The organism is Pseudarthrobacter sp. NPDC080039 (assembly GCF_040702335.1).
GTDB lineage: Bacteria > Actinomycetota > Actinomycetes > Actinomycetales > Micrococcaceae > Arthrobacter > Arthrobacter enclensis_A.
The window spans coordinates 140658-165767 of record NZ_JBFBKY010000001.1 but is presented as its reverse complement, the minus strand read 5'-3'; the positions used below and the strand labels follow the sequence as shown (position 1 = coordinate 165767).

The following is a 25110-nucleotide window of genomic DNA, read 5'->3' as shown; positions in this document are numbered from 1 at the left end:
AGCTTGGGCGAACGAATTACTTCTTGCCGCCGAAGCCCTTGAAGCGAGCGTTGAAGCGCTCGACGCGGCCTGCAGAGTCCATGATGCGCTGCTTGCCCGTGTAGAACGGGTGGGACTCGGAAGAGATTTCGACGTCGATGACCGGGTAGGTGTTCCCGTCTTCCCACTCGATGGTCTTGGAGGAAGACACGGTGGAGCGGGTCAGGAACTTGGTGCCGGAGGCCAGGTCGTTGAAGACAACAGCTTCGTACTTAGGGTGGGTATCAGACTTCATAATGGGACCTTTGTTCGCGCAGCTGGATTTTGCCAGCTGCCAGGTATGAATGGGATGGCTGGACGCTGTTGCATCAGCCGAAGCTGAAAAAGCAGGACAACCAGCTATCCATCATAGCCGATGCGGGGTGCCCTGACGAACCGGACCCGGGGCGCCTCCCGCCCCCCTGCCCAGGTCAGTCCCGGGCCCGCAGCTCCCAGAAGGCCACGGCTGAGGCGGCGGCCACGTTCAGTGAATCGACGCCATTGCGCATGGGGATTTTGACGGCGAGGTCGACGGCGGCGAGAGTCCCGGGGCTCATGCCGGCACCTTCGGTGCCTAGCACCAGGGCGAGCTTGTCCAGGTTGCGGGATGCGACGGCGTCGACATTCTCTGCATCGGGGGTCAGTTCCAGTGCCGCGACGGTGAAGCCGTGGTCCTTGAGGACCTCGAGGTCCCCGGGCCAGTCCTGCAGGCGCGCCCAGGGAACCTGGAAGACCGTGCCCATGCTGACCCTGACGCTCCTGCGGTAGAGCGGATCGCCACAGCGCGGGGAAACCAGGACGGCGTCGATGTCCAGGGCGGCGGCGGACCGGAAGATGGCGCCCACGTTGGTGTGGTCCACGATGTCCTCCAGCACCGCCACGCGGCGGGCCCCGGACAGGAGCTCCGGAAGCGGCACCGGCGCGGGGCGTTGCATGGCCGCCATGGCGCCCCGGTGCAGGTGGAATCCGGTGATTTCCTCCAACAGGGCAGCCGAGCCGATGAAGGCCGGAACGTCGGGGTACGCCCGGAAGACGTCGTCGAGGTCTGCCATCCACTTTTCGGCGAGGAAGAACGACCGCGGCTGGTGCCCGGCGGCCAGCGCCCGGCGCAGCACCCGCGACGATTCGGCAATGTACATGCCCTCCGCCGGTTCGCGGAGTTTGCGCAGGTGCACGTCGGTCAGGGTGGTGTAGTCGCTGACCCGGGGGTCGTCGGCGGATTCGAGGTAGTGGAAAGTCACCGGGTGATTATTGCAGCAGGTTGGCGATCATGACGCCGAGGGCCACGATGCCCAGGCTGAAGATCACCGCACGCAGGACGCGGGGCGACAACTTGCGGCCCACCTTGGCGCCCATCAGGCCGCCGATGGTGGAACTCACGGCGATCAGCAGCACCACCAGCCAGTTGACACGGTCGAAGGCGAACAGCAGGTAGGAGATGGCGGCCACCAAATTCACGCCGAGGACCAGGAAGTTCTTCATGGCGTTGGCGTTCTGGATGGTGCCGGTGAGGAATACCCCCAGGATGCCCACCAGCAGGATCCCCTGCGCAGCGACGAAGTAGCCGCCGTATACCCCGGCCAGGTACACCAGGACCACCAGGAGGACGCCGTGGCGTTTGTCCCGGACAGCGTGTTCGGGGTTGGCCTCGCGGTTGCGGACCCAGTCCTGCAGCCGCGGCTGGAACACGACCATCAACATGGCCAGGACCAGCAGGACGGGGGCCACATAGTGGAAGACCTTTTCGGGCAGGTGCAGCAGCAGCCACGCGCCGGTGATGCCGCCCAGGACGGATGCCGGCAGCAGGCGCATGACCTGCCGCCCGCGGCCGGCCAGCTCGCGGCGGTACCCGAAGGCTCCGGCGCCGGTGCCGAAGACCAGGCCCATGGCGTTGCTCATGGAGGCTGTTACGGGGGCGACGCCCAGGGCGATGAGGACCGGGAAGGTGACCAGGGTGCCTGAACCCACTACCGCGTTGATGGTGCCGGCCCACAGGCCGGCGATGAACACAATGATGCTGCTGAAGAATTCCACGACGCTGGTGCGGGTGCGGTCTAGCGGCGTGCTGTTGCGGTGTAGCGTCCCGCGTTCTCGGTCACCGCGAGCGGCAGTCCGAACGTGGTGCTCAGGTGTTCTTCGGTGAGTACTTCCGTGATGGGGCCGGCTGCCACTACGCCGCCGTCGCGCAGCAGCATGGCGTGCGTGAAGCCCGGCGGGACCTCCTCGAGGTGGTGCGTGACCAGGACCATGGCCGGGGCCGCCTCGTCGCGGGCCAGTTCGCCCAGCTTGTGGACCAGTTCTTCACGGCCGCCCAGGTCCAGTCCGGCACCGGGCTCGTCCAGCAGCAGCAGTTCCGGGTCCGTCATGAGCGCACGGGCGATCTGGACGCGCTTGCGTTCGCCTTCGGACAAGGTGGCGAAGGTCCTGTTCAGCAGCGGTCCCATGCCCCAGTCGTTCAGGAGCCGGAAGGCGCGCCGTTCGTCGTCGCGCTCGTACCCCTCCCGCCAGCGGCCGGTGACACCGTAGGCCGCCGTGACCACAACATTGAGGACGTTCTCGTGCTCGGGGATCTGGGTGGCAAGGGCTGCAGAGGAAAGGCCGATCCGCGGCCGGAGCTCGAAGACGTCAACACGCCCAAGAATCTCGTCGAGGATGCCTGCGGTGCCGCTGCTCGGGTGGAGCCGGGCCGCCGCGATCTGGAGGAGGGTGGTCTTGCCTGCGCCGTTGGGGCCAAGGATGACCCACCGTTCACCTTCATTGACCTGCCAGTCAACCTTGTCCAGCAGGGTCTTTTTGCCTCGGACAACGCTGACGGAGTCCAGTTCCAGAACATCACTCATAGGAGTAGACACTAGGACAAAACAGAAGATGACTGATAACCGGTGTGAAGGCACCCTAATGGCATTGCGACCGTACCCGCAATCGATTAAGGCCGCTCCTCCGCTGCTGACTAAGATTGCAGGCATGACTTCGAACGTGACTGCGGTCAGCTATGGCCTGAATGTAACCCCCGCCGGCCTGGAGCAGCTGCGTTCCGTCCTCGCGTCGCACGGCGCCGAGGTGCTCTCCGAATCGGAGGCGGGTGACGACCGGTACCAGGTCCGCGTCTTTGAGCTGGACCTCCCGGATGCAACCGCTGCCGGGCTTGCAGCCCTCCGCCGGTCCGTGGCTGACGCGGCAGTCAGCGGTTTTGATACCGCAGTGGTGCCTGCAGGCCTTCGCTCCGCCGCGCGGAAGCTGCTGATCATGGACGTGGACTCCACCCTGATCCAGCAGGAGGTCATCGAACTCCTGGCCGCGTATGCCGGAAAGCGGGAGGAAGTGGCAGCCGTGACGGAAGCGGCCATGCGCGGTGAACTGGACTTCGCCCAGTCCCTCCACGCCCGGGTGGCGGTGCTCGCGGGGCTGCCTTCCGACGTCGTCCATTCCGTCCGCAAGGAAGTGAAGCTCAGCGAAGGCGCCGGACAGCTGGTGGCCGCCTTCAAGGCCGCCGGCCACACCGTGGCCGTCGTGTCAGGCGGCTTCAACCAGATCCTCGAACCGATCGCCGCGGAGCTGGGCCTGGATTACTGGCAGGCCAATGAACTCGAAATCGTGGACGGCGCGCTGACCGGCAAGGTCTTGGGCGCCGTCGTGGACAGGGCCGCCAAGGAAAAGTACCTGCGCGAGTGGGCAGCCGCCGAGGGAATCGCCCTCGAACACACCGTGGCTGTAGGCGACGGCGCCAACGACCTGGACATGCTGGGCGCTGCCGGCATCGGGGTTGCCTTCAACGCCAAGCCGGCCGTCCGTGCCGTGGCCGACGCCGCGCTGAACATGCCGTACCTGGACGCCGTCCGCCACGTCGCCGGCGTCTGACGCCCGCTACGCCTGAATACAAACTGGCCCCCTCCGCTGGATTACCCGGCGGAGGGGGCCAGCTGCCCGCTGCTGCTTAGTTGGAGGCCTCCTGGGCGCCCTTGCCGAAGTAATCGGCACCGCCGGCGTACTCGGTGTGACCGGATTCGACGTCGGCCGTGGCCATGCCCGCCACAACCTGGGCGAACTCTTCCACGGAGTAGAGCTTTCCTGCCTCGGCGCGGCGCGCCTCGATGGCACCCGGGGTGGAGCGGTCCAGCAGGGTGGCGGTGACCGTGCCCTCGATCATGTCGCCGGAGACGACCACCAGGGAGATGCCCTTGTCGGCAAGATGGGGGATGAGTTCACGCAGGGCGTCCTCGCCGGCGCGCTTGCTGCGGGCCACCGGTTCGTATGCCGGCATGGTGGGGACGCTGTTGATGAAGTGGGCCTGGTGGCTGGTCACGAAAACCACGCGCGAGCCTTCCTTCATCAGGGGCACGGCAGCGTTCAGCATGTTCACCTGGGCGTCGCGGTTGAGCTTGAGGGCGTAGTCCTCCCCCATCCCGGTCTCCATGCCGCCGGAGGCGTTGAGGACCAGCAGGTCCAGGGACCCAAAGTTCTCCATGGCGGCGCTGGCGAGGGCCTGGACGCCTTCCTGCGTGGTCAGGTCTGCGCCGACAGCAACGGCACGGCCGCCGGCAGCTTCGATGCCCTGCACCACCTTGTTGGCGCGGGGCGCCTTCTGGCGGTAGTTGACCACGACGGCGGCACCCTCCGAGGCCAGGATCCTGGCTACGTCAGCACCAATGCCCCGCGATGATCCGGTGACGATCGCCGTCTTGTTATCCAGCAGTCCCATGCAAGCTTCCTTTGTTCGAAACATCTAAAACGTTGTGGTCTGCAGTCCATCATGCCAGCGGCCGGTTCCGGTATCCTTTGTCCGACTTCGACAAATAAGCACCGCCAAGCTAGTTCCCTGCAGGGGCGGACCCTGGTGGGTCAGTGGCCCATGCCCAGGCCGCCGTCCACCGGGATCACGGCACCGGAGATGTAGGCGGCTTCGTCGCTGGCGATCCAGCGGACAACATTGGCCACCTCGGCGGCCTCGGCAAAACGGCCGGCGGGGATGCTGGCCAGGTAGTCCTTCTGGGTGGCTTCGGGGAGTTCGGCGGTCATGTCCGTGTTGATGAAGCCGGGAGCCACCACGTTCGCCGTGATCCCGCGGGAACCAAGTTCGCGGGTGAGGGACCGGGCGATGCCCACGAGGCCGGCCTTGGAGGCGGAGTAGTTGATCTGCCCGGGTGCTCCGTACAGGCCCGAAACCGAGGAGATCAGCACCACGCGGCCCTTGCGGAGACGGATCATGCCCTTGGAGGCCCGCTTGATGACGCGGAAGGCGCCGGTGAGGTTGGTGTCGATGACAGAGGTGAAATCGTCCTCGCTCATGCGCAGTAGCAGGGTGTCCTTGGTGATTCCGGCGTTCGCCACCAGCACTTCCACGGGGCCGTGGGCTGCTTCGACTTCCTTGAAGGCTGCGTCCACCGACGCTTCGTCAGTGACGTCAGCCTTGACGCCGAGGATGCCTTCCGGCAGCTGGCTCTCGCTGCGGTAGGTCACGGCCACTTTGTCACCGTTGGCCAGGAACGCCTTGGCAATGGCCAGGCCGATGCCGCGGTTGCCGCCGGTCACCAGGACGCTGCGGGGTGCGGAAGCTGTTTCAGTCATGGAGGGGCTCCGGAATTCTGCGGCGGGCTGCGCCGCGATAGCGGGGTGTGGTTTGGGCTGCCTCCGATCTTAGCGGCAGCCCCGCGGCGCGTTTGGGCAGCACTGCCGATGGTGCGAGAATTAAGGGAAGCCTTTGGAGCGTGATCATTCACCGTGACCCTTGAAAACCATGCGGGACGTTCCGTGCCCGGAGAACCGGGCCGGTTCTCCGGCGACACCGAAGTCCACAGCATCACGGACGCCGCGGGCGCGCATTCGGAGGATATGCGGCAGCGGATGATCAAGTATGCCCTGGCCATGGGTATCCGCATGGTGTGCCTGATCCTGATTTTCGTGGTGGATGGGTGGTTCAAGATCATTCCGGTGGTGGGCGCTGTCTTCCTGCCGTGGTTCGCCGTGGTGATTGCCAACGGCAGCGACAAGGCGGAGACGCCCAGTGACCTGCTGCTGGATTCGGCACCGCTGGCCGAGATTGAAAGCCCACCTGCCCCGGCGGCGGATGAAGAGGCAGGAAGCGCAGTGCTCCAAGGTGAACTGGTGAATGAGGACGAGGCGAAGCCTGGAGAGGAGCGGCCGGCATCATGAGTATTTTCGACTTCGCGGCAGGAACAGATACCGCATCTGAAGCCGGGGCCGTCTGCTCACGGAAGGCGTGCAGGGCAGCAGCTTCCTGGCAGCTGCTCTGGAACAACCCGAAAATCCACACGCCCGAGCGGCGCAAGACCTGGCTGGCCTGCGCCGACCACCGGGAGTGGCTGGAGGACTACCTGCAGACCCGGGGGCTTTGGAAGGAAACGCGGCCCTTGGCCGCCGGGGACGGCGAACGCCTGGAGCAGGACATCTGAATGTACCGTTTCCTCTTTTCCAGCAAGTGGCTGGGCTACCTCCTGCTGGCCGCCATTTTCGCCACGGCCTGCGTCTTCCTTGGCAGATGGCAGATGGACCGGCGCGCCGAGACCCTCGCCGAGATCAACCGGGTGGTCACCAACTACTCGGCGACGCCCATCCCTTTCGCGCAGGCACGGGACCAGTTCAACCAGATGGACCCGGCCAGGGAGTGGACCCAGGTTGAGCTGAAGGGAACCTACGATCCTGCCGGCAGCCGGATCGTGCGCAACCGGCCGCTGAACGGACAACCCGGGTATGAGGTGGTGGTCCCTTTCCGCCTGGACACGGGGGAAACGGTGGTCATTGACCGCGGCTGGCTGCCCATCGGCAACAAGAACCCCGGCAGCCCCGACTCCGTGCCCGCGCCCCCGTCCGGTGAGGTCACCGCCGTCGTGCGTCTTAAGCCTGGTGAGCCGCAGCTCCAGCGCGGAGCCCCTGAAGGCCAGCTTGCGTCCATTGACCTCCCTGCCTACGCTGCGCAGCTGGGCCATCCGCTGCTCACGGGCGCCTACGGCCAGCTCGCCTCCGAAACGCCTCCCGCCGCCGACATGCCCGTCGCCTTCCCCAAGCCGTCCACGGACGAGGGGACGCACCTGTCCTACTCACTCCAGTGGTTCGCCTTCGGCGTGCTCATGTTTGTTGGTTTCGGCTACGCTGCCCGCCAGCAGGCACGCAATGCCGCCATCGACGCCGAGGACCAGGAAGAGGAGTTGCAGGACGGCGCCATCCACTCAGCCGTCCCGGCCGCCCGGCGTCGGCCGACTGCCCCGCGCAAGCGCAAAAAGGCGACTGCCGAGGAAGAGGAAGACGCCCTCCTGGACGCGCAGGGGTACTGAGGGATGGAGTACGACGCCGGCCCGGTCGCCCGGGTGCGTTCTGCCCTGGTGGAGGCAGGCATCGGCGACACCGTGAAGACTTTTCCGGCCGGTGTCCCCACAGCGGCGGCAGCTGCGCAGGCGCTGGAATGCGATCTCGCGGCCATCACGAACAGCCTCATCTTCGACCTCAGCGGCGAGCCCCTGCTGATTCTCGCCAGCGGCGCCGCCCGGGTGGACACCGCACTGGTTGCGGCACGGCTCGGCACCGGCAGGATCCGCCGTGCCAGCCCCGCCTTCGTTTTGGAACACACGGGCCAGGAGGTAGGAGGCGTCGCACCCGTGGGGCATCCCAGGAGAATCAGGACGCTGCTGGACGAGTCCCTGCAAGCCCACGGGATCCTGTGGGCAGGAGCAGGTGACCACAACTCGATGTTCAGCATCACCTACCGGGACCTGCACAGGATCACCGGTGCGCTGGAACTGCCGGTGCGCTAAGCCAGCGTGATCAGGTCCAGGTAGTCCTCGTTCCAGAGGTCCTCGACGCCATCGGGAAGCATGACCACGCGTTCCGGATTCAGGGCTTCAACCGCGCCTTCGTCGTGGCTGACCAGGACCACGGCACCCGTGTAGTTGCGCAGGGCGCCGAGGATTTCGGCGCGGCTGGCGGGGTCCAGGTTGTTGGTGGGCTCGTCGAGGAGCAGGACGTTGGCGCTGGAGGCGACGATGGTGGCCAGGGCCAGACGCGTCTTCTCGCCGCCGGAGAGCACGCCGGCGGGCTTGTCCACGTCATCACCGGAGAACAGGAATGAGCCCAGGATTCCGCGGACTTCCGCGTCTTTCATGTCGGGCGCTGCGGAGCGCATGTTCTCCAGCACGGTGCGGTTGTGGTCGAGGGTTTCGTGTTCCTGGGCGTAGTAGCCAACCTTGAGCCCGTGGCCGGGGATGACTTCGCCGGTATCGGGGGCGTCCACGCCCGCCAGCATGCGCAGCAGCGTGGTCTTGCCGGCACCGTTGAGTCCCAGGATGACCACCTTGGAGCCGCGGTCGATGGCCAGGTCCACGTCCGTGAAGATCTCCAGGGAGCCGTAGGACTTGCTGAGGCCATCCGCGGTGAGCGGTGTTCTGCCGCAGGGCGCAGGGTCCGGGAACCGCAGCGCTGCCACCCGGTCCTGCTCGCGGACTGCTTCCAGGCCGCTGAGCAGGCGCTCGGCACGCTTGGCCATGTTCTGCGCCGCCACGGCCTTGGTGGCCTTCGCCCGCATCTTGTTGGCCTGGTCCATGAGGACCTGGGCCTTCTTTTCTGCGTTGGCGCGTTCCCGCTTCCGGGCGCGCTCGTCGGTTTCCCGCTGCTGGAGGTACCGCTTCCAGTCCATGTTGTAGAAGTCGATCTGGGCGCGGTTGGCGTCCAGCAGGAACACCTTGTTGACGGTGGCTTCCAGCAGGTCCGTGTCGTGGCTGATGACGATCAGGCCGCCCTGGTGGTTCTTCAGGAAGTCGCGCAGCCAGGCGATGGAATCGGCGTCGAGGTGGTTGGTGGGCTCGTCGAGGAGCATCGTTTCGGCATCCGAATACAGGATGCGGGCGAGTTCCACACGGCGCCGTTGGCCACCTGACAGCGTTTTGAGCGGCTGGTTCAGCAGGCGGTCCGGGAGGGCGAGGTTGGAGCAGATGGAGGCAGCTTCGGCCTCGGCCGCGTACCCGCCGGCTGCGAGGAATTCGGATTCGAGCCTGTCGTACCGGCCCATGGCCTTGCGCTGGACATCCGCGTCCTCGCTGGCCATTTCATCGTGCGCCTTGCGGAGTTTGCCGACGACGACGTCCAGTCCACGGGCGGAGAGGATGCGGTCCCGCGCGAGCTGCTCCATGTCCGGAGTGCGCGGGTCCTGGGGCAGGTAGCCGATCTCCCCGCTGCGGGTCACCTTGCCGGCAGCGGGAAGGCCTTCGCCTGCCAGGACGCGGGTCAGGGTGGTTTTTCCTGCTCCGTTCCGGCCCACCAGGCCGATCTTGTCCCCTTTGTCGATGCGGAAGCTCACCTGGTCCATCAGGAGCCGGGCACCGGCGCGCAGTTCAAGATCCTGGACAGTAATCACAGCAGGTAAGGCCTTTCACAACAGGGAACGCCACAGTCCGCGCACGGTGTGCGAAGGGACGCTGGGCAGAGCGGCCGTGAGAACGGCACAGTCCAGTCTACCGTCCGGCAGGCGGGCCATTTTTCAACGGCACCCCTGGATGATTTGGACGGATGCCGTGGGCTTAACTGGGCGCGGCGGCGCCATAGGTTCACGGACAATGAGGGCATGGAATTCGATCGGCTGCTCCAGATCCGGCGCATCTACGCCCAGCCTGCCGCACTGGAGCTGCCCCGCGGCCGGGAGATCGTGGCCCGCTGGCCGGACGCCGACGTCGTGGCGGTGGAAAACCATTGGAACATCCCGGACGTGCACGGCGACGAAACCAACGTGCCGCGCTGGTCACGCATCAAGACGGAGGCCCTGGTCCTCGGGGTCAAGAAGTCGCTGACCGTCAAGCCAAACGGCAGGTCCGCGGATTTCATTGCGCCGTCCACCGCCAACGGATGCGCCATGGCCTGCGCCTACTGCTACGTTCCCCGGCACAAGGGCTACAGCAACCCGGTCACGGTGTTCGCCAACATCGACCAGATCGCCAGGGCGGTGGAGCGGCACGCCAACCGGCAGGGGATCAAGCTCGAGCCCAACCAGTGCGACCCCGAACTCTGGGTCTATGACATCGGCGAGAACAGCGACTGCTCGGTAGACGCCCTGATAAGCGACAACGTGGAGGAACTTGTCACGTTGTTCCGGGAACTGCCCAACGCGAAGCTGTCCTTCGCCACCAAGTTCATCAATCCAGCGATGCTGAAGTGGAACCACGGTGGCCACACCCGGATCCGCTTCTCGCTCATGCCCGCGGACCTGGCGAAGACAGTCGACGTGCGGACATCGCCGATGGCGGTGCGGATGGCCGCGATCAATGACTTCGTGGAGGCCGGTTACGAGGTCCATGTGAACTTCTCCCCCGTCATCATCACCGACACCTGGCTCACGGACTGGGAGGAACTTCTGCGCCAGCTCGACGCAGCCCTGACACCGGCCGCCAAGGAACAGCTTGCGGCCGAGGTGATCTTCCGTACCCACAATGAGCAGCTTCACGAAGTCAACCTGGGATGGCACCCCCAGGCCGAGAACGTCCTGTGGCGCCCCGACCTTCAGGAGTCGAAGACCTCGTCGAACGGCTTCAACAATGTCCGCTACCGGTCACGGGCCAAGGCCGCCTATGTACGGCAACTTACCGCCCTGATCCAGGACGTCGCACCGTACTGCCGCATCCGCTACGCCTTCTGAGAGGCGCAACGGATGCGGCCGGTTGCTGTCAGCTGTCGTTCTCTGCGGGCCGGTGCGCGCCGTTCCCTGCCGCAGTGGCTGCCTTCTTGGGGCCGCCTTTCGACTTTCCGAAGGGCAGCACCTTCAGCAGCGGACCCACGATGGCCAGGACGACGAGTCCCCAGGCGAGCCCGATAACTGCCGAGCACAGAGTGTCGACCAGCCAGGCCAGGAAGCCGCCCACCACCGCAACGCCGGCCACCGGGTGCTCAAGGGCATGGATCAGGTCATAGGGTGCGTGCCAGCCAAGGTCGTGAACCCCCTGCACCATGATGTGGCCGCCGACCCACAGCATGGCGATGGTCCCCACGAACGTAATCGCAGCGAGCACGGCCGGCATTCCCCTGACCAGCAGATGCCCGAAGCGCTTGGCGCGGGGAGAGTCCTTGGCGGCCAGGTGGACGCCGATGTCATCCATCTTGACGATGAGTGCGACGGCGCCGTACACGAGCACAGTGATGGCGAAGGCCACCAGGACCAGGATCAAGGCGCGGACCCAGATGGACTCTGTTGCCACCTCGTTCATCGAGATGACCATGATCTCGCAGGACAGGATGAAGTCCGTGGTGATGGCGCCCTTGACTACCTTGGCTTCCGCGTCGTGCCCGCGTTCCACGGCCGGCGCTTCCTCAGGCTCATGGTGGCCGCCGCGGAGTTTGTGCCAGACCTTCTCTGCGCCCTCGTAGCAGAGGTACGTGCCGCCGAGCATGAGGATGAACGGGATGATCCAGGGGACGAAGGCGCTGATGAGCAGCAGGGCCGGAAGGATGATGAGGAGCTTGTTCCGGATGGAGCCCCAGAAGATCTTCTTGATCATCGGCAGTTCGCGGGACGGGTCCGAGCCGGATACGTACTGCGGGGTGACGGCGGCGTCGTCGATCACGACGCCTGCGGCCTTGGCCCCTGCCTTGGCGGCTCCGGCCGCGACGTCGTCCACCGAGGCGGCGGCGATGCGGGCGAGGGCCGCTACGTCATCCAGAAGGGCGACGAGCCCGCCGCTCATTCTTGGCCTCCGCGCTGGGTGGGAGCGGGGCGCTGGGTATGGCTGGGTGGGTGCGAGAGTGGCATCTTCGGAGTATATGGCAGGACGGTATCAGCCTCTGGTCAGCTCCTGGGCGAGCATCACGATGATGCCGCTCGGGCCCCGGAGGTAGGTGAGTTTATAGACGTCCCCATACGTTGCCACGCCCCGAAGCGGATGGCAGCCGTGCCGTGCCGCGATCTCCAGTGCCTGGTCGATGTCGTCCACTGAGAAGGCTACGCGGTGCATGCCGATCTCATTGGGGCGGGTGGGCTCTGTCTGGATTGCCTCAGGGTGGATGTATTCGAAGAGTTCGAGGCGGCCGTTGCCGTCCGGCGTCTGGAGCAAGGCAATTTTGGCATGGTTGCCGTCGAGGCCGACGGCGGTGTCTGCCCAGTCTCCGCTGACGGTCTCCCTGCCCAGGACGGTAAGCCCGAGGTCGGTGAAGAAGGCGATCGTCGCTTCCAGGTCGCTGACGGCGATGCCTACGTTTTCTAGTTTGATCGGCATGTGCCACACGCTATCAAGTGCGGGGCCTGGCCACTTCGGATCAGGAGGAGTAAAGGGCTCCGGGGGACTACGGGTGGCCGCGGTGTTCGAGGATGGCAACATCCATCTCCAGTCGGGAGGAGAAGATGGATAGATCGGGGCCGAGCTTAGCGGATTAGTTACTGGGGGATGTCGACCGTGGGATCGGTTCCTGTACGAACTCGCCACCGCGCACTATCCTCTCGTTCGGCCTCGGTACGGCGGGTTCGCTGCCCAGGAGTGTGCGTGTGAGCGTTTCGGATTCGGCCATGAGCTGGGCTGCAGCGTCGTCGAGATGGCGGTCCCCCAGCTCTGCTTCCTCCTTAGCGGCGCTAAGCACAGCTCGTCGGACGAGCTCCTTGGCGAGCGATGCCGTCGTCCCTTCGATCAACGCGGCCGCGCGGGCAAGGGCGGCGTCCGAGAAGCCCAAGCCGCGCCCATACAGAGCGAGCAGCGCGCGGCGCTCTGCGAGTCCCGGCAGCGGGAGTTCAACGGCGAGGTCCACGCGACCCGGCCGCTGGGCGAGTGCTCGCTCGAGCATTTCGACCCGGTTTGTCGTGAGGACGAACGCGATGTCCGCGTCTCCGTCAAGCCCGTCGAGGGCGTCGAGAATTTCGAAGAGGAGGGGCTGTAGGCTGGGCCCGAAGCTGCGGTCCTCGGCTACGAGGTCAACGTCCTCGAGCACGACGATCGACGGCGTGAGCGCCCGCGCCATCTGCGCGGCCTCGCTCACACGGGACAGCGAACGCCCGGCCATCATGAGCACGGTTGTCCCCTCGGAAGTCCCGATGAGGTGCCGCACGGTGTGCGTCTTGCCAGTACCCGGCGGCCCGTAGAGCAGGAGCCCGCGCTTGAGGTGCTGGCCAAGGGCCGTGAGCGCAGCAGCGTGTCGGCCCACGGCTAGCGTGTGGTCCCGGATGCGCGAAAGGACCCCCGGCGCGAGGATGACGTCTGCTGCGCGGACCCGCGGACGCTCGACGAACGTGATCCCACCGGTGGCGGGTGCACGGCCGGGACCGAACCCGGTCGCAGAGAGCAGAACCACCTGGCCCTTGAAGATGCTCTCCCGCTCAAGGCGCTCTCGAAGTTCGAAAAAGAGGCGGGATACGGCGTCCCCATTGGTGGCGATGACCTCGAGCGACGGGACGAACCGCTGATCGTTGGGGGATGCCCCGCGCTGCAGGATCGCCACCGGGGCTTCGTCGTACCGGAACAGGCGGAGCCCGAACTGCAGCGTGCGGCGCTGCTCGCTCGGCCCTACCGACGCATTCGAATAGTCCGGCTGCGAGACAGATGGGAAGGAGCGGCCGAGGGGACCGGGATCCAGCATGCCTCGTAGATCCGTGTGCATGCGCAACTGGCCACCGCCGACGCCGATTACCCGCGCGGACGGATCGCGACTGGCAATCTCGTCGAGAACCGCGTCCGTGTCGACGAGGCGAAGCATCTGAATAGGCTCGGCGACCACGGCGACCTCGCCGGGATCCGTCCCAAGATGCGCGCGCACCACGTCGCGGATACTGCTTCCCGATCCGCCTCCAGCGCTCACGGCGGACAGACGCACGAGCTCGCCGAAATCGTTGAGGAACTTCCCCAAAGCCTCATCCATGACCCCGAGCCTAGCAATCAACCGGTACCCGGAATGCGTTGCCGGATCCCCGCCATGAGTTGCTGTGCGATTTCCGGGGGGAGGCTGAGTGGACAATCACCGCCCGTAAGCCGGTCTCCGTTAAGGGAGCAATCGGAAGGCTCCCTCTTGGAATGCACACGTACCCCGACACGCTGATTCCCGTATGACCCGCCCGCAAAACTGCCCGGTGAAGGTCCCCTAAACGCTACACAGGAAATTGGCTCAAGCCGTTAGAAGGAGCTGGGTTCCAGCTGCTCCGCCCACGTCCCACCTTCGTCCGGCATGCAGGATGCCGCCGGTCGGCGGCGCCGTTGTGCCCAGCCGGAAACACCCACGGCCGGCCTTAGTGGGACTCCTACAAAATGGCCCCCGTTCCACCCCGGTAGCGTCGGCTGTACATTAGATTCCGCTTGTACAACCCCGACAGGACCACCGATGAGCAACACTGAAACCACCCCCAAGACGAGCAAACGGACAGAGCGACGCCGCTGGAACGGCACGGACCTGGGGCTGATCGCCGTTTTTGCAGCCCTCGTCGCCGCTGCAGCCCTGGTACCAGGACTCGCCCTCAACGGCTTCGGCGTCCCCATCACCTTTCAGACCCTGGCCGTGATGCTCACCGGGCTGGTGCTGGGCCCCGCCCGCGGACTCGCCGCCGTCGGGCTCTACACGCTCCTGGGCCTCGCGGGCCTGCCCATCTTCAGCCAGGGCCGCAGCGGCCTGGGCATCCTCGCCGGTCCCTCCGCCGGCTACATCATTGCCTTCCCCATTGCCGCGGGCGTGGTGGGGTGGCTGGCCACCCTGGTCATCCGGCGCACCACTAAGGCACGTGCCCTGTGGTTCTTCCTGTCCGCGACTGCCACGAGCGTCGTCATCGTGCACACGCTGGGCATCCTCGGCATCGCCATGAACTCCAAGGCCACCCTGGAGCAGGCCTTCGTCAGCGACCTGGTCTTCTACCCCGGGGACATCATCAAGAACGTCCTCGCCGCCGCCATCGCCGTAGCCCTCCACCGGGCCTTCCCCGACGTCCTGGTCCGCCGCGTACGGCGCCGCGGGCTGCCGGCCGAAAGCGCGTAGGCCGCCATGCCTGCGGTGGCCTTTGACCAGGTGAGCGTCGCCGTCGAGACGGAGGAATCACCCCAACCCAAGGTCCTCCTTGACGCCGTCAGCCTGAGGCTGGACGAAGCACGGGTGGGCGTCATCGGCGCGAACGGATCCGGCAAATCCACGCTTCTGCGCCTGGTCAACGGGCTCATCCAGCCCACCAGCGGCACGGTGACGGTCGACGGCGACGACACAGTCCGCGCCGTCCGCAAAGTCCGGCGGAACGTAGGGTTCGTGTTCACCGATCCGCTGTCCCAGCTGGTGATGCCCACCGGGCGGGAAGACGTGGAGCTGTCGCTGCGCCGCTCCGTCCGCAACGGCACCGAACGACGCAGCAAAGCCGAATCTGCCCTCGCACGCCTTGGCCTGCTGCACCTGGCGGACCAAAGCATCTACGAACTCTCGGGCGGCGAACGCCAGTTGATGGCGCTCGCCGCCGTCCTCGCCGTCGAACCCAAGGTGCTCGTACTGGACGAGCCCTCCACCCTCCTGGACCTGCGCAACCGCGAACTGCTTCGCCGGACCCTGGCGGACCTGGACCAGCAAATCATCATGTCCACCCATGACCTTGACCTGGCCCTGGACATGGAACGGGTCCTGGTGGTCCAGGAGGGCCGGGTGGCGTTCGACGGCGCGCCCACCGAAGCGGTGGCAGCGTACCGCCATTGGTGCATGCAGGCCCTGGATCCGGCAGGACGGGACGCGCCGTGAGGGGCCACGGCTTCCTCCTTGCCAACTACGTGCCGGGCAACTCGCTCCTGCACCGTGCGCCGCTTGCGCTGAAGTTCCTCGTGGTCCTTGCCTGCGGACTGCTGTCCTTCATCATTGTGGACTGGCGCATCTCCGCAGCGGTACTCGCGGCCCTGGGCGGGCTGTTCCTGGGCAGCGGTGCAGGACTCAAACGGTTGTGGGGCGCCGTCAGGCCGCTGGCCCCCGTGCTGCTGGTCATCGGACTGTTTCAATGGTGGCAGCTGGGCGGCCCCACGGCAGCGCGGATCGTTCTGAACATCCTGGTCTGCGTCATGGCCGCGTCCCTGCTCACCGCAACCACTCCCATCCAGCAACTCCTCGACGGCGTAGTCCAGCTGGCGCGTCCCTTCCAGCGGTTTGGCGCCGATCCAGAGCGCTTCGCCCTGACCATCGGCATCATGCTCCGCAGCATTCCCTTCATCGCGGGCACCTTCGCCGACGTCCGCGATTCCGCGAAGGCCAGGGGCCTGGAGCGCAATCCACGGGCGCTGGTCCTGCCGGTGTTCATCACCTCGGTGGCCTATGCCCGCCAAACAGGTGAGGCGCTCGCCGCGCGGGGCCTGGGCGAGGCGGAAGACTAGGGCCGGAGGCGCCCGTACTGCACTAACGCAGCCGTCCCCATTCCACCGGCCATGCTGATCATGGCCAGCCCCAGGGCGCCCGGCGTCCCCATCCTCCGTGCCTGGGCCAGCAGCCGTGTCACGAGGACGGCGCCCGACGCACCGTACGCATGCCCCAAAGCCAGCGCGCCGCCGTCGAGGTTCGCCCGATCCGGGTCAATGCCCAGCTGGTCCAGGCACGCCAATGTCTGGGACGCGAAGGCCTCGTTGAATTCCACCAGGTCCAGCTCGTCCGCTGCCACGCCTGCCGTTGCCAGCACCTCAGCGGCAGCCGGGACGGCGCCGATTCCCAGCAGCTGGGGAGCCACGCCGGAGGTGGCAGTACCGAGCACCAGCATCGCGTCGGGCACCCCCAGTTCACGCGCACGCGCCAGGGAGGTGATGACGACGGCGGACGCGGCATCCGCGTCAAAGCAGGAGTTTCCGGCGGTGACAGTCCCCCCTGGCACGAAGGCGGCAGGGAACCGCGCCATGACGGCAGGGGTGAGGCCCCGACGCGGGCCACCATCGGACGTCACAGTCCCCGAGGATGTCTCCAGCGGCACGAGTTCACCGGCAAAATGTCCCTCCCGGGCGGCCGCAATGGCCTTTCGGTGGCTTGCCAGCGCGAAGTCATCCTGGCGCTCCCTGCCCACGCCGTATTCCGCTGCAACCGTTTCCGCCGCCACACCCATGTCCGGGTCGCCAAAGCTGCGCGGCACAAACTGGGCGCGGCGGTAGAACTCCGGGCCGCCGTCGTCCTCCTTCCGGTGCGCACGCAGGGGCGCGGTGCTGGTGCTCTCCACTCCCCCCGCCAGGTACATCGGGCTGCCCCCGGCCGCCACCAGCCGGGATGCAAGGACGATCGCGTCCAGGCCCGAACCGCACTGGCGGTCGACCGTGATCCCGGGGACGCTGACCGGGAGTCCGGCTTCCAGCAGGGCCAGCCTGGCAACGTTTCCGCCGCCGCCAACGGCATTGCCGATCAACACGTCGGCAACAGAGGCCGGGTCCAGGGCAAGGTCGGCAACGAGCGCGGCCAGGACCGGGGCCAGGAGCTCGTGGGCGCGCAGGGACCGCAGTGCACCGTTGACCGGGCACACAGGGGTGCGGCGGGCGGCGATGATGACCGGCTGGCGGTCGGGCGGCAGGAAGTCAGCCGGCAAGGGAACGCACCCTCGGGTCCCGGGCGCTGATCCACTCGAGGAGTAGGTTGCGGCTGACCTTTCCGCGGTCAGTGACGGGAAGCTCGGCCAGCAGGTAATACTGAAGCGGGCGTTTATGCCGGGACAGGATGTCCTCCAGCCCGGCCCGCAGCTGAGTCGCGGTAAGGCCGCCATGGGACGGAAGAACCCCGGCCACCACGCGCTGCCCGCGTAAATCGTCGGGCATACCGGCGGCGACGGCGGCAGCAACTCCGGGGACTGTCGCCACGGCGAGTTCCACCTCGTGCGGGTAGACGTTCCGGCCGGCGGTGAGGATCATGTCGGCACGCCGTCCGAGGATGTGCAGTTCGCCGTCCGCCAGATAGCCCTGGTCCCCCACCGTGTACCAGTCGCCGAAGGACCGCAGTGCTTCGCCGTCGTCGCCCCACAGATACCCGTTGCTCACCATGCCGCTGCGGACGCAGATGTTCCCGTACCCGCCATCGGGGACCGGGGCGCCGTCGTCCTCCAGGATCCGGACTTCGACGCCGGGGAAGGGCCGTCCGATTCCGCTGCCGCCGGCGGTGGCCGGCTGCCCGGGAGCCAGTCCCAGGCCGGATACGAAGCTCAGTTCGGATGCGCCGTAGTATTCGTAGATGGTGGCGTTGGGCGCCCAGCGCCGGGCTGCTTCCAGAGTGCGGGCATCAAGTTTGGACCCCGCACAGATGATGGTGCGGATGTTCGAGGCATCGACGCATCCTGTCATCCCGCGTTCGCTGAGCATCCGCAGCATGGTGGGTACCAGGACCAGCCGGGTCACACGGTCGTGGGTGATCGCGGCGTGGACATCCCCGACGTCGAAGGTCTCCAGCGTCTGGAATTCGGACCCGGCGTAGAGGCACTCGGCCAGCGCATAAAGGTTGAGGCTGGCCGCGAGCGGACCCGGAGCCAGGGTGACGTCGTCCTTGCGAAGGCCGAAGAATTCGATCGAGGCGTCAAAGGACTCCTGCCAGGACCGGCGGGAGCGGGTGAAGGCCTTCGGCACGGACGTGGTTCCCGAGGTGAGACCGATCAGGAACCCTGCGTCCAGCGGACCATCGGCCAGTTCGTCATCCGGGGACACCGGGGACGGAACGGCGCAGGCCTCCACCCGCCGGGCAATGTCCTCCTGAAGGGAAGCCGGCCACTCAGGATCCAGGACCGCGCACTGGCGGCTGCCGGCAACGGCGGCGGCGAACTTCACGGCGAAGTCCACGGAGTTGGTTTCGCAGAGGGTGGTCACCGATTTGCTCTCGGCGACCAGTCCGGCTGCGGCGTCGCGCAGCCCGACCCAGTCCAGGCGCCTCCCGGCGATCAGCACCGCAGTGTCGTGCGGGCGTTGGCCGGCCCACCGCTGGATCTTGTCGAGGAAAGGCACGCACCAACTTTACCGGCTGGCCCGGATTGAGCCTGCGGCCCGCGGGTAATGTGACGTTATGAGTTTCAACGACAATGTGCAGCTTGATCCCTCCCAGGTCCAGGACCGCCGGGGCATGGGTACGGGGGTAAAAGTCGGCGGCGGAATCGGCGGCGGCCTGGTGCTGCTCATTGCGCTCCTCCTCGGCATCAACCCCAACATGCTCGGCGGCCTCACCGACGGCGGCACGGCGGGCCAGTCCCAGGGCACGGCTCCGGCCTGCAGCACCGGCGCGGACGCCGACGCCCGGCTCGACTGCCGGATAACCGGCACCGTGAACAGCCTCAATGCGTTCTGGCCTGGCTACCTCAAGAAGTACAACGTGCAGTACCCGCAGCCGAAGGCAGTCATCTTCAGCGGCGGCACCAACACGGCGTGCGGAGCCGCCACCTCCGAGGTAGGACCCTTCTACTGCCCTACCGACACCACCGCGTACTTTGATCCCGGGTTCTTCCAGGAGCTGGTGGACCGGTTCGGCTCGTCAGGCGGCCCGCTGGCCCAGGAATACGTGGTGGCACACGAGTTCGGCCACCACGTCCAGAACCTGCTGGGCGACCTGAAACGCGCGCAGCAGGATCCGAAGGGGCCCGAATCCGGTTCCGTCCGCACTGAGCTTCAGGCCGACTGCTACGCCGGCCTTTGGGCCAAGTACGCCTCCACCACCCCCGATCCCAAGACCGGGCAGCCCTATCTGGAACCCCTCACCCCGCAGGACGTCAACGACGCACTGTCCGCCGCTGCCTCCGTGGGTGATGACCGGATTCAGAAAGCCGCCACCGGACGGGTCTCCCCCGAAGGCTGGACCCACGGCTCAAGCGAGGAGCGCCAGCGCTGGTTCTCCCGCGGCTACCAGTCCGGCGACATCAACCAGTGCGACACGTTCTCAGCAGCCACGCTTTAGCAGCAACAACGACGACGGCGGGCCACCTTTCCTGCGAAAGGTGGCCCGCCGTCGTCGTACTTTTTTAGATGTTGAAGCCGAGGGCCCGCATCTGGTCCTTGCCGTCGTCGGTGATCCGTTCCGGACCCCATGGCGGCATCCATACCCAGTTGAGGCGCCAGTCGTCAACGACGCCGTCCAGGGCCTGGCCTACCTGCTCCTCCAGCACATCGGTGAGCGGGCACGCGGCGGTGGTGAGCGTCATGTCGATCAGGAGCGCGCCGTCGTCGTCGGAGTACTTCAGGCCGTACAGGAGGCCCAGGTCCACAACGTTGACGCCAAGCTCAGGGTCAATGACGTCCTTGAGCGCCTCTTCGACGTCCTCCAGGGCCGTGCGGCCCGGCTTGATTTCGGTCATGACAGATCGTCCTTACTAGGCCTGTGCCGCGGCAGAGGCCGCGATGGTGGCTGCGCCGGCGCCCTTGGCGTAACGGTCGTAGCCTTCTTCCTCGAGGCGGTCGGCCAGCTCCGGGCCGCCTTCCTCCACAACCTGGCCGTCCACGAAGACGTGCACGAAGTCGGGCTTGATGTAGCGCAGGATGCGGGTGTAGTGGGTGATGAGCAGCGTGCCCATGTTGCCCTCCGCGTGCGCGCGGTTGACGCCCTCGGAGACGATCTTCAGTGCGTCAACGTCCAGGCCGGAGTCGGTCTCGTCCAGGACGGCGAACTTGGGCTTGAAGAGCTCCAGCTGAAGGATCTCCACGCGCTTCTTCTCACCGCCGGAGAAGCCTTCGTTGACGTTGCGCTGGGCGAAGTCGGCGTCAATGCGCAGCTTCTCCATGGCATCCTTGACGTCCTTGGTCCAGGTACGCAGCTTGGGTGCTTCGCCGTCGATTGCGGTCTTGGCGGTGCGCAGGAAGTTGGTCATGGTGACGCCCGGAACCTCCACGGGGTACTGCATGGCCAGGAAGACGCCGGCGCGTGCGCGCTCGTCAACGCTCATGGCCAGCACGTCTTCGCCGTCCAGCGTGATGGTGCCGCTGGTGACGGTGTAGCGCGGGTGGCCGGCGATGGTGGAGGCGAGGGTGGACTTGCCGGAGCCGTTGGGGCCCATGATGGCGTGCGTCTCGCCGGTCCTGATGATCAGGCTGACGCCCTTCAGGATCTCCTTGGTGCCCTGTTCCGTCTCAATGCTGACGTGCAGGTCCTTGATCTCAAGAGTTGACATGCTCTTCTTTCTTTTCGCTCGTAAGTCTGGTGCTGCGGGCGCTCAGTAGTTGTTTACTGCTGCGCCGTTCAAAACGTTGGTGACGTCCACATAGACGTCGTCTCCGTCGAGTTCGACGGCGAACACTGGTACAGGATCGTAGGCGGGGAGCTGGAGCGGCTGGCCGCTGCGCAGGTCGAACTGGGAGCCGTGGCCCCAGCACTCGATGGCGCAGCCCTCCACGTCGCCCTCGGACAGCGAAATGTCCGCATGCGAGCAGGTGTCACCGATGGCGTGGATGTCCCCCATGGAATCCCGCACCACGGCCACGGGATAGCCGTCGATCAGGATCCGCAGCGCCTGCTTGACCTGGATGTCGTTGGCGCTGCAAACCAGCTCGCCCTTGGGTGTGCCGCTCATACGTTCCTGCCTGCCTGTCCCTAGTAGTCGATTGCCGCGAGTTCGCGTTCCACAGCCTCGGTCAGGCGCTCTTCGAGGGCCGGAACCTTGATCTGCTGGATGATCTCGTTGAGGAAGCCACGGACCACCAGGCGGCGGGCAACATCCTCGGGGATGCCGCGTGCCATCAGGTAGAACAAGTGCTCGTCGTCGAACCGGCCGGTGGCGCTGGCGTGGCCGGCACCTTCGATCAGGCCGGTTTCGATCTCGAGGTTGGGCACGGAGTCCGCGCGGCAGCCGTCGGTGAGCACCAGATTCTGGTTCTTCTCGTAGGAGTCGGTGCCTTCGGCCTGCTTCTGGATCAGGACGTCGCCAACCCACACCGTGTGCGCGCCCTTGCCCTGCAGGGCGCCCTTGTACAGGACGTTGGACTTGCAGTTGGGCATGTTGTGGTCAACGAACGAGCGGTGCTCAAGATGCTGTCCGGCATCGGCGAAGTACAGGCCCAGGAGCTCGGCCTCTGCCCCTTCGCCGGAGAACCGGACGTTGGAGTTCAAGCGGACGATCTTCCCGCCGAGGGTCACGGCAATGTGCTTGTACACGGCGTCCTTGGCAACCTCGGCGTCGTGCTGTGCCAGGTGCTTGGCGTCGTCGCCCCACAATTGCAGCGACACGACGGTGAGGTGGGCACCGTCGCGGACCAGGATTTCCACGTTGCCGTCGTGGTCGGCAGAGCCGTCGTGTTCGATGATCACGACGCCGCGGCTGTTGGCCCCGGCCTCGATGACCACGTGGGAGTTGCTGCGGAGGCCCGCGCCGTTGCCGGTCAGGACAACGCGCACGGGAGCGTCCAGCTCGGCGTTCGCCGGGATGGAGATCAGCTGGGCGTCACCGGCATTGGCGGAGGCGACCACAGCGGCGCGGTCGGCGGGGATCAGCGTGGCACCACGGGGGGCTTCGCCTGCGCGGAGGGTCCGCTGCGCCACGGCCGCGGGGGCTTCGACGGAAACGGCCAGGGCACCGGCCGCGGACGGAGCGTCGGACAGCAGGTTGGCAAGTTCGCGCACCGGGGTGAAGCGCCATTCCTCTTCCCGGCCGTTGGGCAGGGCGAAGTCGGCCACGTCATGGCTGGTGAGGCGCTCAGCGCGCGAGGCCATCACCTGCGTGCCGTGGCTGTGGTGGCGGTCAACCTTGGAGGCGACCAGGTGTTCGCCTTCCTCGGTGAAGCCGGCGATCGACGGTGCGCCGATGCGCGCCTTTTCGGTAGTTGCTTCGGCAGTCATTAACCGACGGATCCTTCCATCTGGAGTTCGATGAGGCGGTTCAGCTCAAGGGCGTATTCCATGGGCAGCTCGCGGGCGATCGGCTCAATGAAGCCGCGCACGATCATGGCCATGGCCTCGTCCTCGGGCATGCCGCGGGACATGAGGTAGAAGAGCTGCTCCTCGCTGACGCGGGAAACGGTGGCCTCGTGTCCCAGCTGCACATCGTCCTCGCGGATGTCGATGTACGGGTAGGTGTCCGAGCGGGAAATAGTGTCCACCAGGAGCGCGTCGCAACGCACGGTGTTGGCGGAGTGCTTGGCGCCTTCGCGGACCTGGACCAGGCCGCGGTAGGCAGCACGGCCGCCGCCGCGGGCCACCGACTTGGAGATGATGGAGCTCTTGGTGTTGGGCGCGATGTGGACCATCTTGGAGCCCGTGTCCTGGTGCTGGCCTTCGCCGGCGAACGCGATGGACAGGGTCTCACCCTTGGCGTGCTCGCCCACCAGGTAGACGGCCGGGTACTTCATGGTGACCTTGGAGCCGATGTTGCCGTCAACCCATTCCATGGTGGCGCCGGCTTCGCAGATTGCGCGCTTGGTCACCAGGTTGTACACGTTGTTCGACCAGTTCTGGATGGTGGTGTAGCGGACGCGGGCGCCCTTCTTCACGATGATTTCCACCACGGCGGAGTGCAGCGAGTCCGAGGTGTAGATCGGCGCGGTGCAGCCTTCGATGTAGTGGACGTAGGAGTCCTCGTCGGCGATGATCAGGGTGCGCTCGAACTGGCCCATGTTTTCCGTGTTGATGCGGAAGTAGGCCTGCAGCGGGATGTCCACGTGGACGCCCTTGGGCACGTACACGAAGGAGCCGCCGGACCAGACGGCGGTGTTCAGCGAAGCGAACTTGTTGTCGCCCACAGGGATCACGGTGCCGAAGTACTCCTGGAAGATCTCCGGGTGTTCCTTCAGCGCGGTGTCAGTGTCCAGGAAGATAACGCCCTGGGCTTCGAGGTCCTCGCGGATCTGGTGGTAGACCACCTCGGATTCGTACTGTGCGGCGACGCCCGAGACCAGACGGCTCCGCTCGGCTTCCGGGATGCCCAGCTTCTCGTACGTGTTGCGGATGTCCTCCGGGAGGTCTTCCCAGCTGGCAGCCTGCTTCTCCGTGGACCGGACGAAGTACTTGATGTTGTCAAAGTCGATGCCGGAGAGGTCTGCACCCCAGGTGGGCATCGGCTTGCGGTCGAAGTACTTCAGGCCCTTGAGGCGGAGGTCGAGCATCCATTCCGGCTCGCTCTTCTTGGCCGAAATGTCCCGGACTACCTCTTCATCGAGACCACGCCGTGCATTGGCGCCGACGTCGTTCTTGTCGGCCCAGCCGTACTCATAGTTGCCGATGCCGTGGAGCTCGGGATTCTTTTCCAGAATCTCCGAGATCACAGTGTTTTCGGCTACTGCTTTCTCTGATAGTTGGTCCGTCATCACGGCCTTTCTTGCTGATGGTTGATTACTTCGTCCAGGCCTGCGGGGGCTGCGGCCGGCACGGTGGCCGGTTTGGCAGACAGCCTGCCTGTAGGAATGTGGGTGGTGCAGACGTGCCCGCCGCGTGCCAGGGTGGAGAGCCGGCGTACGTCCACGCCTACCAGTCTTGAGAACACTTCGGTTTCAACGTCGCAGAACACCGGGAACCGGGCCGCGAGCTGCTGGATGGGGCAGTGGCCCTGGCAGAGCTGCACGCTGGACAGCGCGGCGGGGAGGGGTGCCTTGGCCTCGATGGAGGCTGCGGAGGCCACGAAGTTGTCGCGGCTCAAAGCGGCCGACAGGGCCGTGGCGCGGTCCCGGATGTCCGGGCCGGCCTTTTCAATTTCAGGAGCGTAGCGCCGCTCCATGTCTGCGAACCGCTCTTCGGCGAAGGCGCGCACAGCATCCGGGCCGGCAACTTTCTGCAGCTGCTGGAGCGCCAGGGCTGCAATATCGAGGTAGTCGTTGCCCAGGCTTGTCTGGCCCTGGGAGCTGAGGACGTAGCGGCGGGCCGGGCGGCCTGCGCCTGCTCCCGGTTTCGCCACGCGCTTGACCTCGATGACGCCGGCGCGCGAAAGGTGGTCCAGGTGCCGGCGGACAGCCGCCGGGGTGAAGCCCAGCATGTCCCCCAGTTCAGCGGCGCTGACGGGTCCATGCTCCAAAACGGCGGCGAGGACCCGGTCCCGGGTGCGCTCGTCGGCCTCAGCCACAGGGCTGGAGGCGACAGGACCCGGCCCTGCCACAGGCGCAGCACTGGTATCGGTCATGGAATACACAACACAATCATGTCGTAATTTAGTCCCGCACTCCAGTAAGGGCAGGCTGACCTTGGCCCCGCCGCCGCGCAAACTCCTGGGATCGCAAAATTCCCAAGGATAGGGCACCTTCCTGAAGGGCGGCTCCATATACTACA

The 25110-nt window shown here is 66.1% G+C and carries 28 protein-coding genes; 10 read left to right on the top strand and 18 right to left on the bottom strand.

Features of this window, described 5'->3' with window-relative positions; translation table 11 throughout:
* Window positions 1–16: 16 nt before the first annotated feature.
* The 4 genes from AB0313_RS00745 to AB0313_RS00730 all read right to left on the bottom strand — a co-directional run bounded on the left by AB0313_RS00745 (window position 17) and on the right by AB0313_RS00730 (window position 2858).
* On the bottom strand, window positions 17–274 hold the full coding sequence (locus tag AB0313_RS00745; protein ID WP_018761303.1) for a type B 50S ribosomal protein L31: 258 nt from the start codon (window positions 272–274) through the stop codon (window positions 17–19).
* 175 nt (window positions 275–449) lie between these two features.
* Window positions 450–1259, bottom strand: coding sequence for an RNA methyltransferase (locus AB0313_RS00740; protein WP_141941296.1), 810 nt, complete (start codon window positions 1257–1259; stop codon window positions 450–452).
* 7 nt (window positions 1260–1266) lie between these two features.
* The gene (locus tag AB0313_RS00735; protein WP_307305670.1) at window positions 1267–2052 is read right to left on the bottom strand and encodes a sulfite exporter TauE/SafE family protein; all 786 of its coding nucleotides are present in this window, start codon (window positions 2050–2052) and stop codon (window positions 1267–1269) included.
* 20 nt (window positions 2053–2072) lie between these two features.
* The gene (locus tag AB0313_RS00730) at window positions 2073–2858 is read right to left on the bottom strand and encodes an ABC transporter ATP-binding protein (RefSeq protein ID WP_141941292.1); all 786 of its coding nucleotides are present in this window, start codon (window positions 2856–2858) and stop codon (window positions 2073–2075) included.
* Between the two features lie 124 nt (window positions 2859–2982).
* Here AB0313_RS00730 and serB point away from each other — a divergent pair, with 124 nt between their 5' ends.
* Window positions 2983–3876, top strand: a complete 894-nt coding sequence (gene serB, locus AB0313_RS00725; protein WP_366302970.1) for a phosphoserine phosphatase SerB — start codon at window positions 2983–2985, stop codon at window positions 3874–3876.
* A 76-nt stretch (window positions 3877–3952) separates the two neighbouring features.
* Here serB and AB0313_RS00720 read toward each other — a convergent pair whose 3' ends face one another.
* Window positions 3953–4717: an SDR family oxidoreductase gene (locus AB0313_RS00720; RefSeq protein ID WP_141941288.1), complete on the bottom strand. Its 765-nt coding sequence runs from the start codon at window positions 4715–4717 to the stop codon at window positions 3953–3955.
* Between the two features lie 140 nt (window positions 4718–4857).
* The gene (locus AB0313_RS00715) at window positions 4858–5583 is read right to left on the bottom strand and encodes a beta-ketoacyl-ACP reductase (RefSeq protein ID WP_141941285.1); all 726 of its coding nucleotides are present in this window, start codon (window positions 5581–5583) and stop codon (window positions 4858–4860) included.
* Window positions 5584–5736: 153 nt separating this feature from the next.
* On the opposite strand from AB0313_RS00715, the gene AB0313_RS00710 reads away from it, so the two are divergent.
* From AB0313_RS00710 to AB0313_RS00695, 4 genes are read left to right on the top strand one after another with little or no spacing between them, the layout of a single operon-like run.
* The gene (locus tag AB0313_RS00710; protein ID WP_141941283.1) at window positions 5737–6168 is read left to right on the top strand and encodes a DUF3099 domain-containing protein; all 432 of its coding nucleotides are present in this window, start codon (window positions 5737–5739) and stop codon (window positions 6166–6168) included.
* Complete coding sequence (locus tag AB0313_RS00705) at window positions 6165–6428, top strand: hypothetical protein (RefSeq protein WP_141941281.1); 264 nt, start codon at window positions 6165–6167, stop codon at window positions 6426–6428. Before AB0313_RS00710 ends, AB0313_RS00705 begins: the two co-directional genes overlap by 4 nt.
* Complete coding sequence (locus tag AB0313_RS00700) at window positions 6429–7307, top strand: SURF1 family protein (RefSeq protein WP_366302967.1); 879 nt, start codon at window positions 6429–6431, stop codon at window positions 7305–7307.
* Between the two features lie 3 nt (window positions 7308–7310).
* The gene (locus tag AB0313_RS00695; protein WP_366302965.1) at window positions 7311–7784 is read left to right on the top strand and encodes a YbaK/EbsC family protein; all 474 of its coding nucleotides are present in this window, start codon (window positions 7311–7313) and stop codon (window positions 7782–7784) included.
* Here AB0313_RS00695 and abc-f read toward each other — a convergent pair.
* Window positions 7781–9379, bottom strand: a complete 1599-nt coding sequence (abc-f, locus tag AB0313_RS00690) for a ribosomal protection-like ABC-F family protein (RefSeq protein ID WP_366302963.1) — start codon at window positions 9377–9379, stop codon at window positions 7781–7783. The two genes, AB0313_RS00695 and abc-f, sit on opposite strands and share 4 nt — an antisense overlap.
* Window positions 9380–9586: 207 nt before the next feature.
* Between abc-f and AB0313_RS00685 the strand changes: the two genes are divergently transcribed.
* Complete coding sequence (locus AB0313_RS00685; protein WP_366302961.1) at window positions 9587–10651, top strand: spore photoproduct lyase family protein; 1065 nt, start codon at window positions 9587–9589, stop codon at window positions 10649–10651.
* Window positions 10652–10679: 28 nt separating this feature from the next.
* Here AB0313_RS00685 and AB0313_RS00680 read toward each other — a convergent pair whose 3' ends face one another.
* The 3 genes from AB0313_RS00680 to AB0313_RS00670 form a co-directional block, all read right to left on the bottom strand.
* Window positions 10680–11693 carry a DUF808 domain-containing protein gene (locus AB0313_RS00680; RefSeq protein ID WP_366302959.1) on the bottom strand — a complete coding sequence of 338 codons (1014 nt, stop codon included), beginning with the start codon at window positions 11691–11693 and terminating at the stop codon, window positions 10680–10682.
* A 90-nt stretch (window positions 11694–11783) separates the two neighbouring features.
* Window positions 11784–12221, bottom strand: a complete 438-nt coding sequence (locus AB0313_RS00675; RefSeq protein WP_307305700.1) for a VOC family protein — start codon at window positions 12219–12221, stop codon at window positions 11784–11786.
* Window positions 12222–12375: 154 nt separating this feature from the next.
* The gene (locus tag AB0313_RS00670) at window positions 12376–13848 is read right to left on the bottom strand and encodes an ATP-binding protein (RefSeq protein ID WP_366302957.1); all 1473 of its coding nucleotides are present in this window, start codon (window positions 13846–13848) and stop codon (window positions 12376–12378) included.
* A 456-nt stretch (window positions 13849–14304) separates the two neighbouring features.
* On the opposite strand from AB0313_RS00670, the gene AB0313_RS00665 reads away from it, so the two are divergent.
* Genes AB0313_RS00665 through AB0313_RS00655 form a run of 3 tightly spaced genes read left to right on the top strand, consistent with a single transcriptional unit; the run spans window position 14305 to window position 16307 of the window.
* Window positions 14305–14949, top strand: coding sequence for a biotin transporter BioY (locus AB0313_RS00665; RefSeq protein WP_366302955.1), 645 nt, complete (start codon window positions 14305–14307; stop codon window positions 14947–14949).
* 6 nt (window positions 14950–14955) lie between these two features.
* The gene (locus tag AB0313_RS00660; protein ID WP_366302953.1) at window positions 14956–15687 is read left to right on the top strand and encodes an ABC transporter ATP-binding protein; all 732 of its coding nucleotides are present in this window, start codon (window positions 14956–14958) and stop codon (window positions 15685–15687) included.
* The gene (locus AB0313_RS00655) at window positions 15684–16307 is read left to right on the top strand and encodes an energy-coupling factor transporter transmembrane protein EcfT (protein ID WP_366302951.1); all 624 of its coding nucleotides are present in this window, start codon (window positions 15684–15686) and stop codon (window positions 16305–16307) included. The genes AB0313_RS00660 and AB0313_RS00655 overlap by 4 nt, the downstream gene beginning before the upstream one ends.
* On the opposite strand, the gene AB0313_RS00650 is transcribed toward AB0313_RS00655, so the two are convergent.
* Window positions 16304–17491 carry a thiolase family protein gene (locus AB0313_RS00650; protein WP_366302949.1) on the bottom strand — a complete coding sequence of 396 codons (1188 nt, stop codon included), beginning with the start codon at window positions 17489–17491 and terminating at the stop codon, window positions 16304–16306. The two genes, AB0313_RS00655 and AB0313_RS00650, sit on opposite strands and share 4 nt — an antisense overlap.
* Window positions 17481–18887: an AMP-binding protein gene (locus AB0313_RS00645; RefSeq protein WP_366302947.1), complete on the bottom strand. Its 1407-nt coding sequence runs from the start codon at window positions 18885–18887 to the stop codon at window positions 17481–17483. The genes AB0313_RS00650 and AB0313_RS00645 overlap by 11 nt, the downstream gene beginning before the upstream one ends.
* Before the next feature lie 58 nt (window positions 18888–18945).
* On the opposite strand from AB0313_RS00645, the gene AB0313_RS00640 reads away from it, so the two are divergent.
* Window positions 18946–19827, top strand: a complete 882-nt coding sequence (locus AB0313_RS00640) for a neutral zinc metallopeptidase (RefSeq protein WP_141941253.1) — start codon at window positions 18946–18948, stop codon at window positions 19825–19827.
* 64 nt (window positions 19828–19891) lie between these two features.
* Here AB0313_RS00640 and AB0313_RS00635 read toward each other — a convergent pair whose 3' ends face one another.
* Genes AB0313_RS00635 through AB0313_RS00610 form a run of 6 tightly spaced genes read right to left on the bottom strand, consistent with a single transcriptional unit; the run spans window position 19892 to window position 24964 of the window.
* Window positions 19892–20224, bottom strand: a complete 333-nt coding sequence (locus tag AB0313_RS00635; protein ID WP_018761278.1) for a metal-sulfur cluster assembly factor — start codon at window positions 20222–20224, stop codon at window positions 19892–19894.
* Window positions 20225–20239: 15 nt separating this feature from the next.
* Window positions 20240–21034, bottom strand: a complete 795-nt coding sequence (gene sufC / locus AB0313_RS00630) for a Fe-S cluster assembly ATPase SufC (RefSeq protein ID WP_141941251.1) — start codon at window positions 21032–21034, stop codon at window positions 20240–20242.
* Between the two features lie 42 nt (window positions 21035–21076).
* A complete protein-coding gene (locus AB0313_RS00625) occupies window positions 21077–21433 on the bottom strand; it encodes a non-heme iron oxygenase ferredoxin subunit (RefSeq protein ID WP_141941249.1) in 357 nt (118 codons plus the stop codon).
* A 20-nt stretch (window positions 21434–21453) separates the two neighbouring features.
* Window positions 21454–22695 (bottom strand): Fe-S cluster assembly protein SufD, encoded by a 1242-nt coding sequence (sufD, locus tag AB0313_RS00620; protein WP_366302944.1) that lies wholly within the window; start codon window positions 22693–22695, stop codon window positions 21454–21456.
* Window positions 22695–24158, bottom strand: a complete 1464-nt coding sequence (sufB, locus tag AB0313_RS00615; RefSeq protein WP_141941245.1) for a Fe-S cluster assembly protein SufB — start codon at window positions 24156–24158, stop codon at window positions 22695–22697. Before sufB ends, sufD begins: the two co-directional genes overlap by 1 nt.
* Complete coding sequence (locus AB0313_RS00610) at window positions 24158–24964, bottom strand: helix-turn-helix domain-containing protein (RefSeq protein ID WP_366302942.1); 807 nt, start codon at window positions 24962–24964, stop codon at window positions 24158–24160. The genes sufB and AB0313_RS00610 overlap by 1 nt, the downstream gene beginning before the upstream one ends.
* Between the last annotated feature and the right edge of the window lie 146 nt (window positions 24965–25110).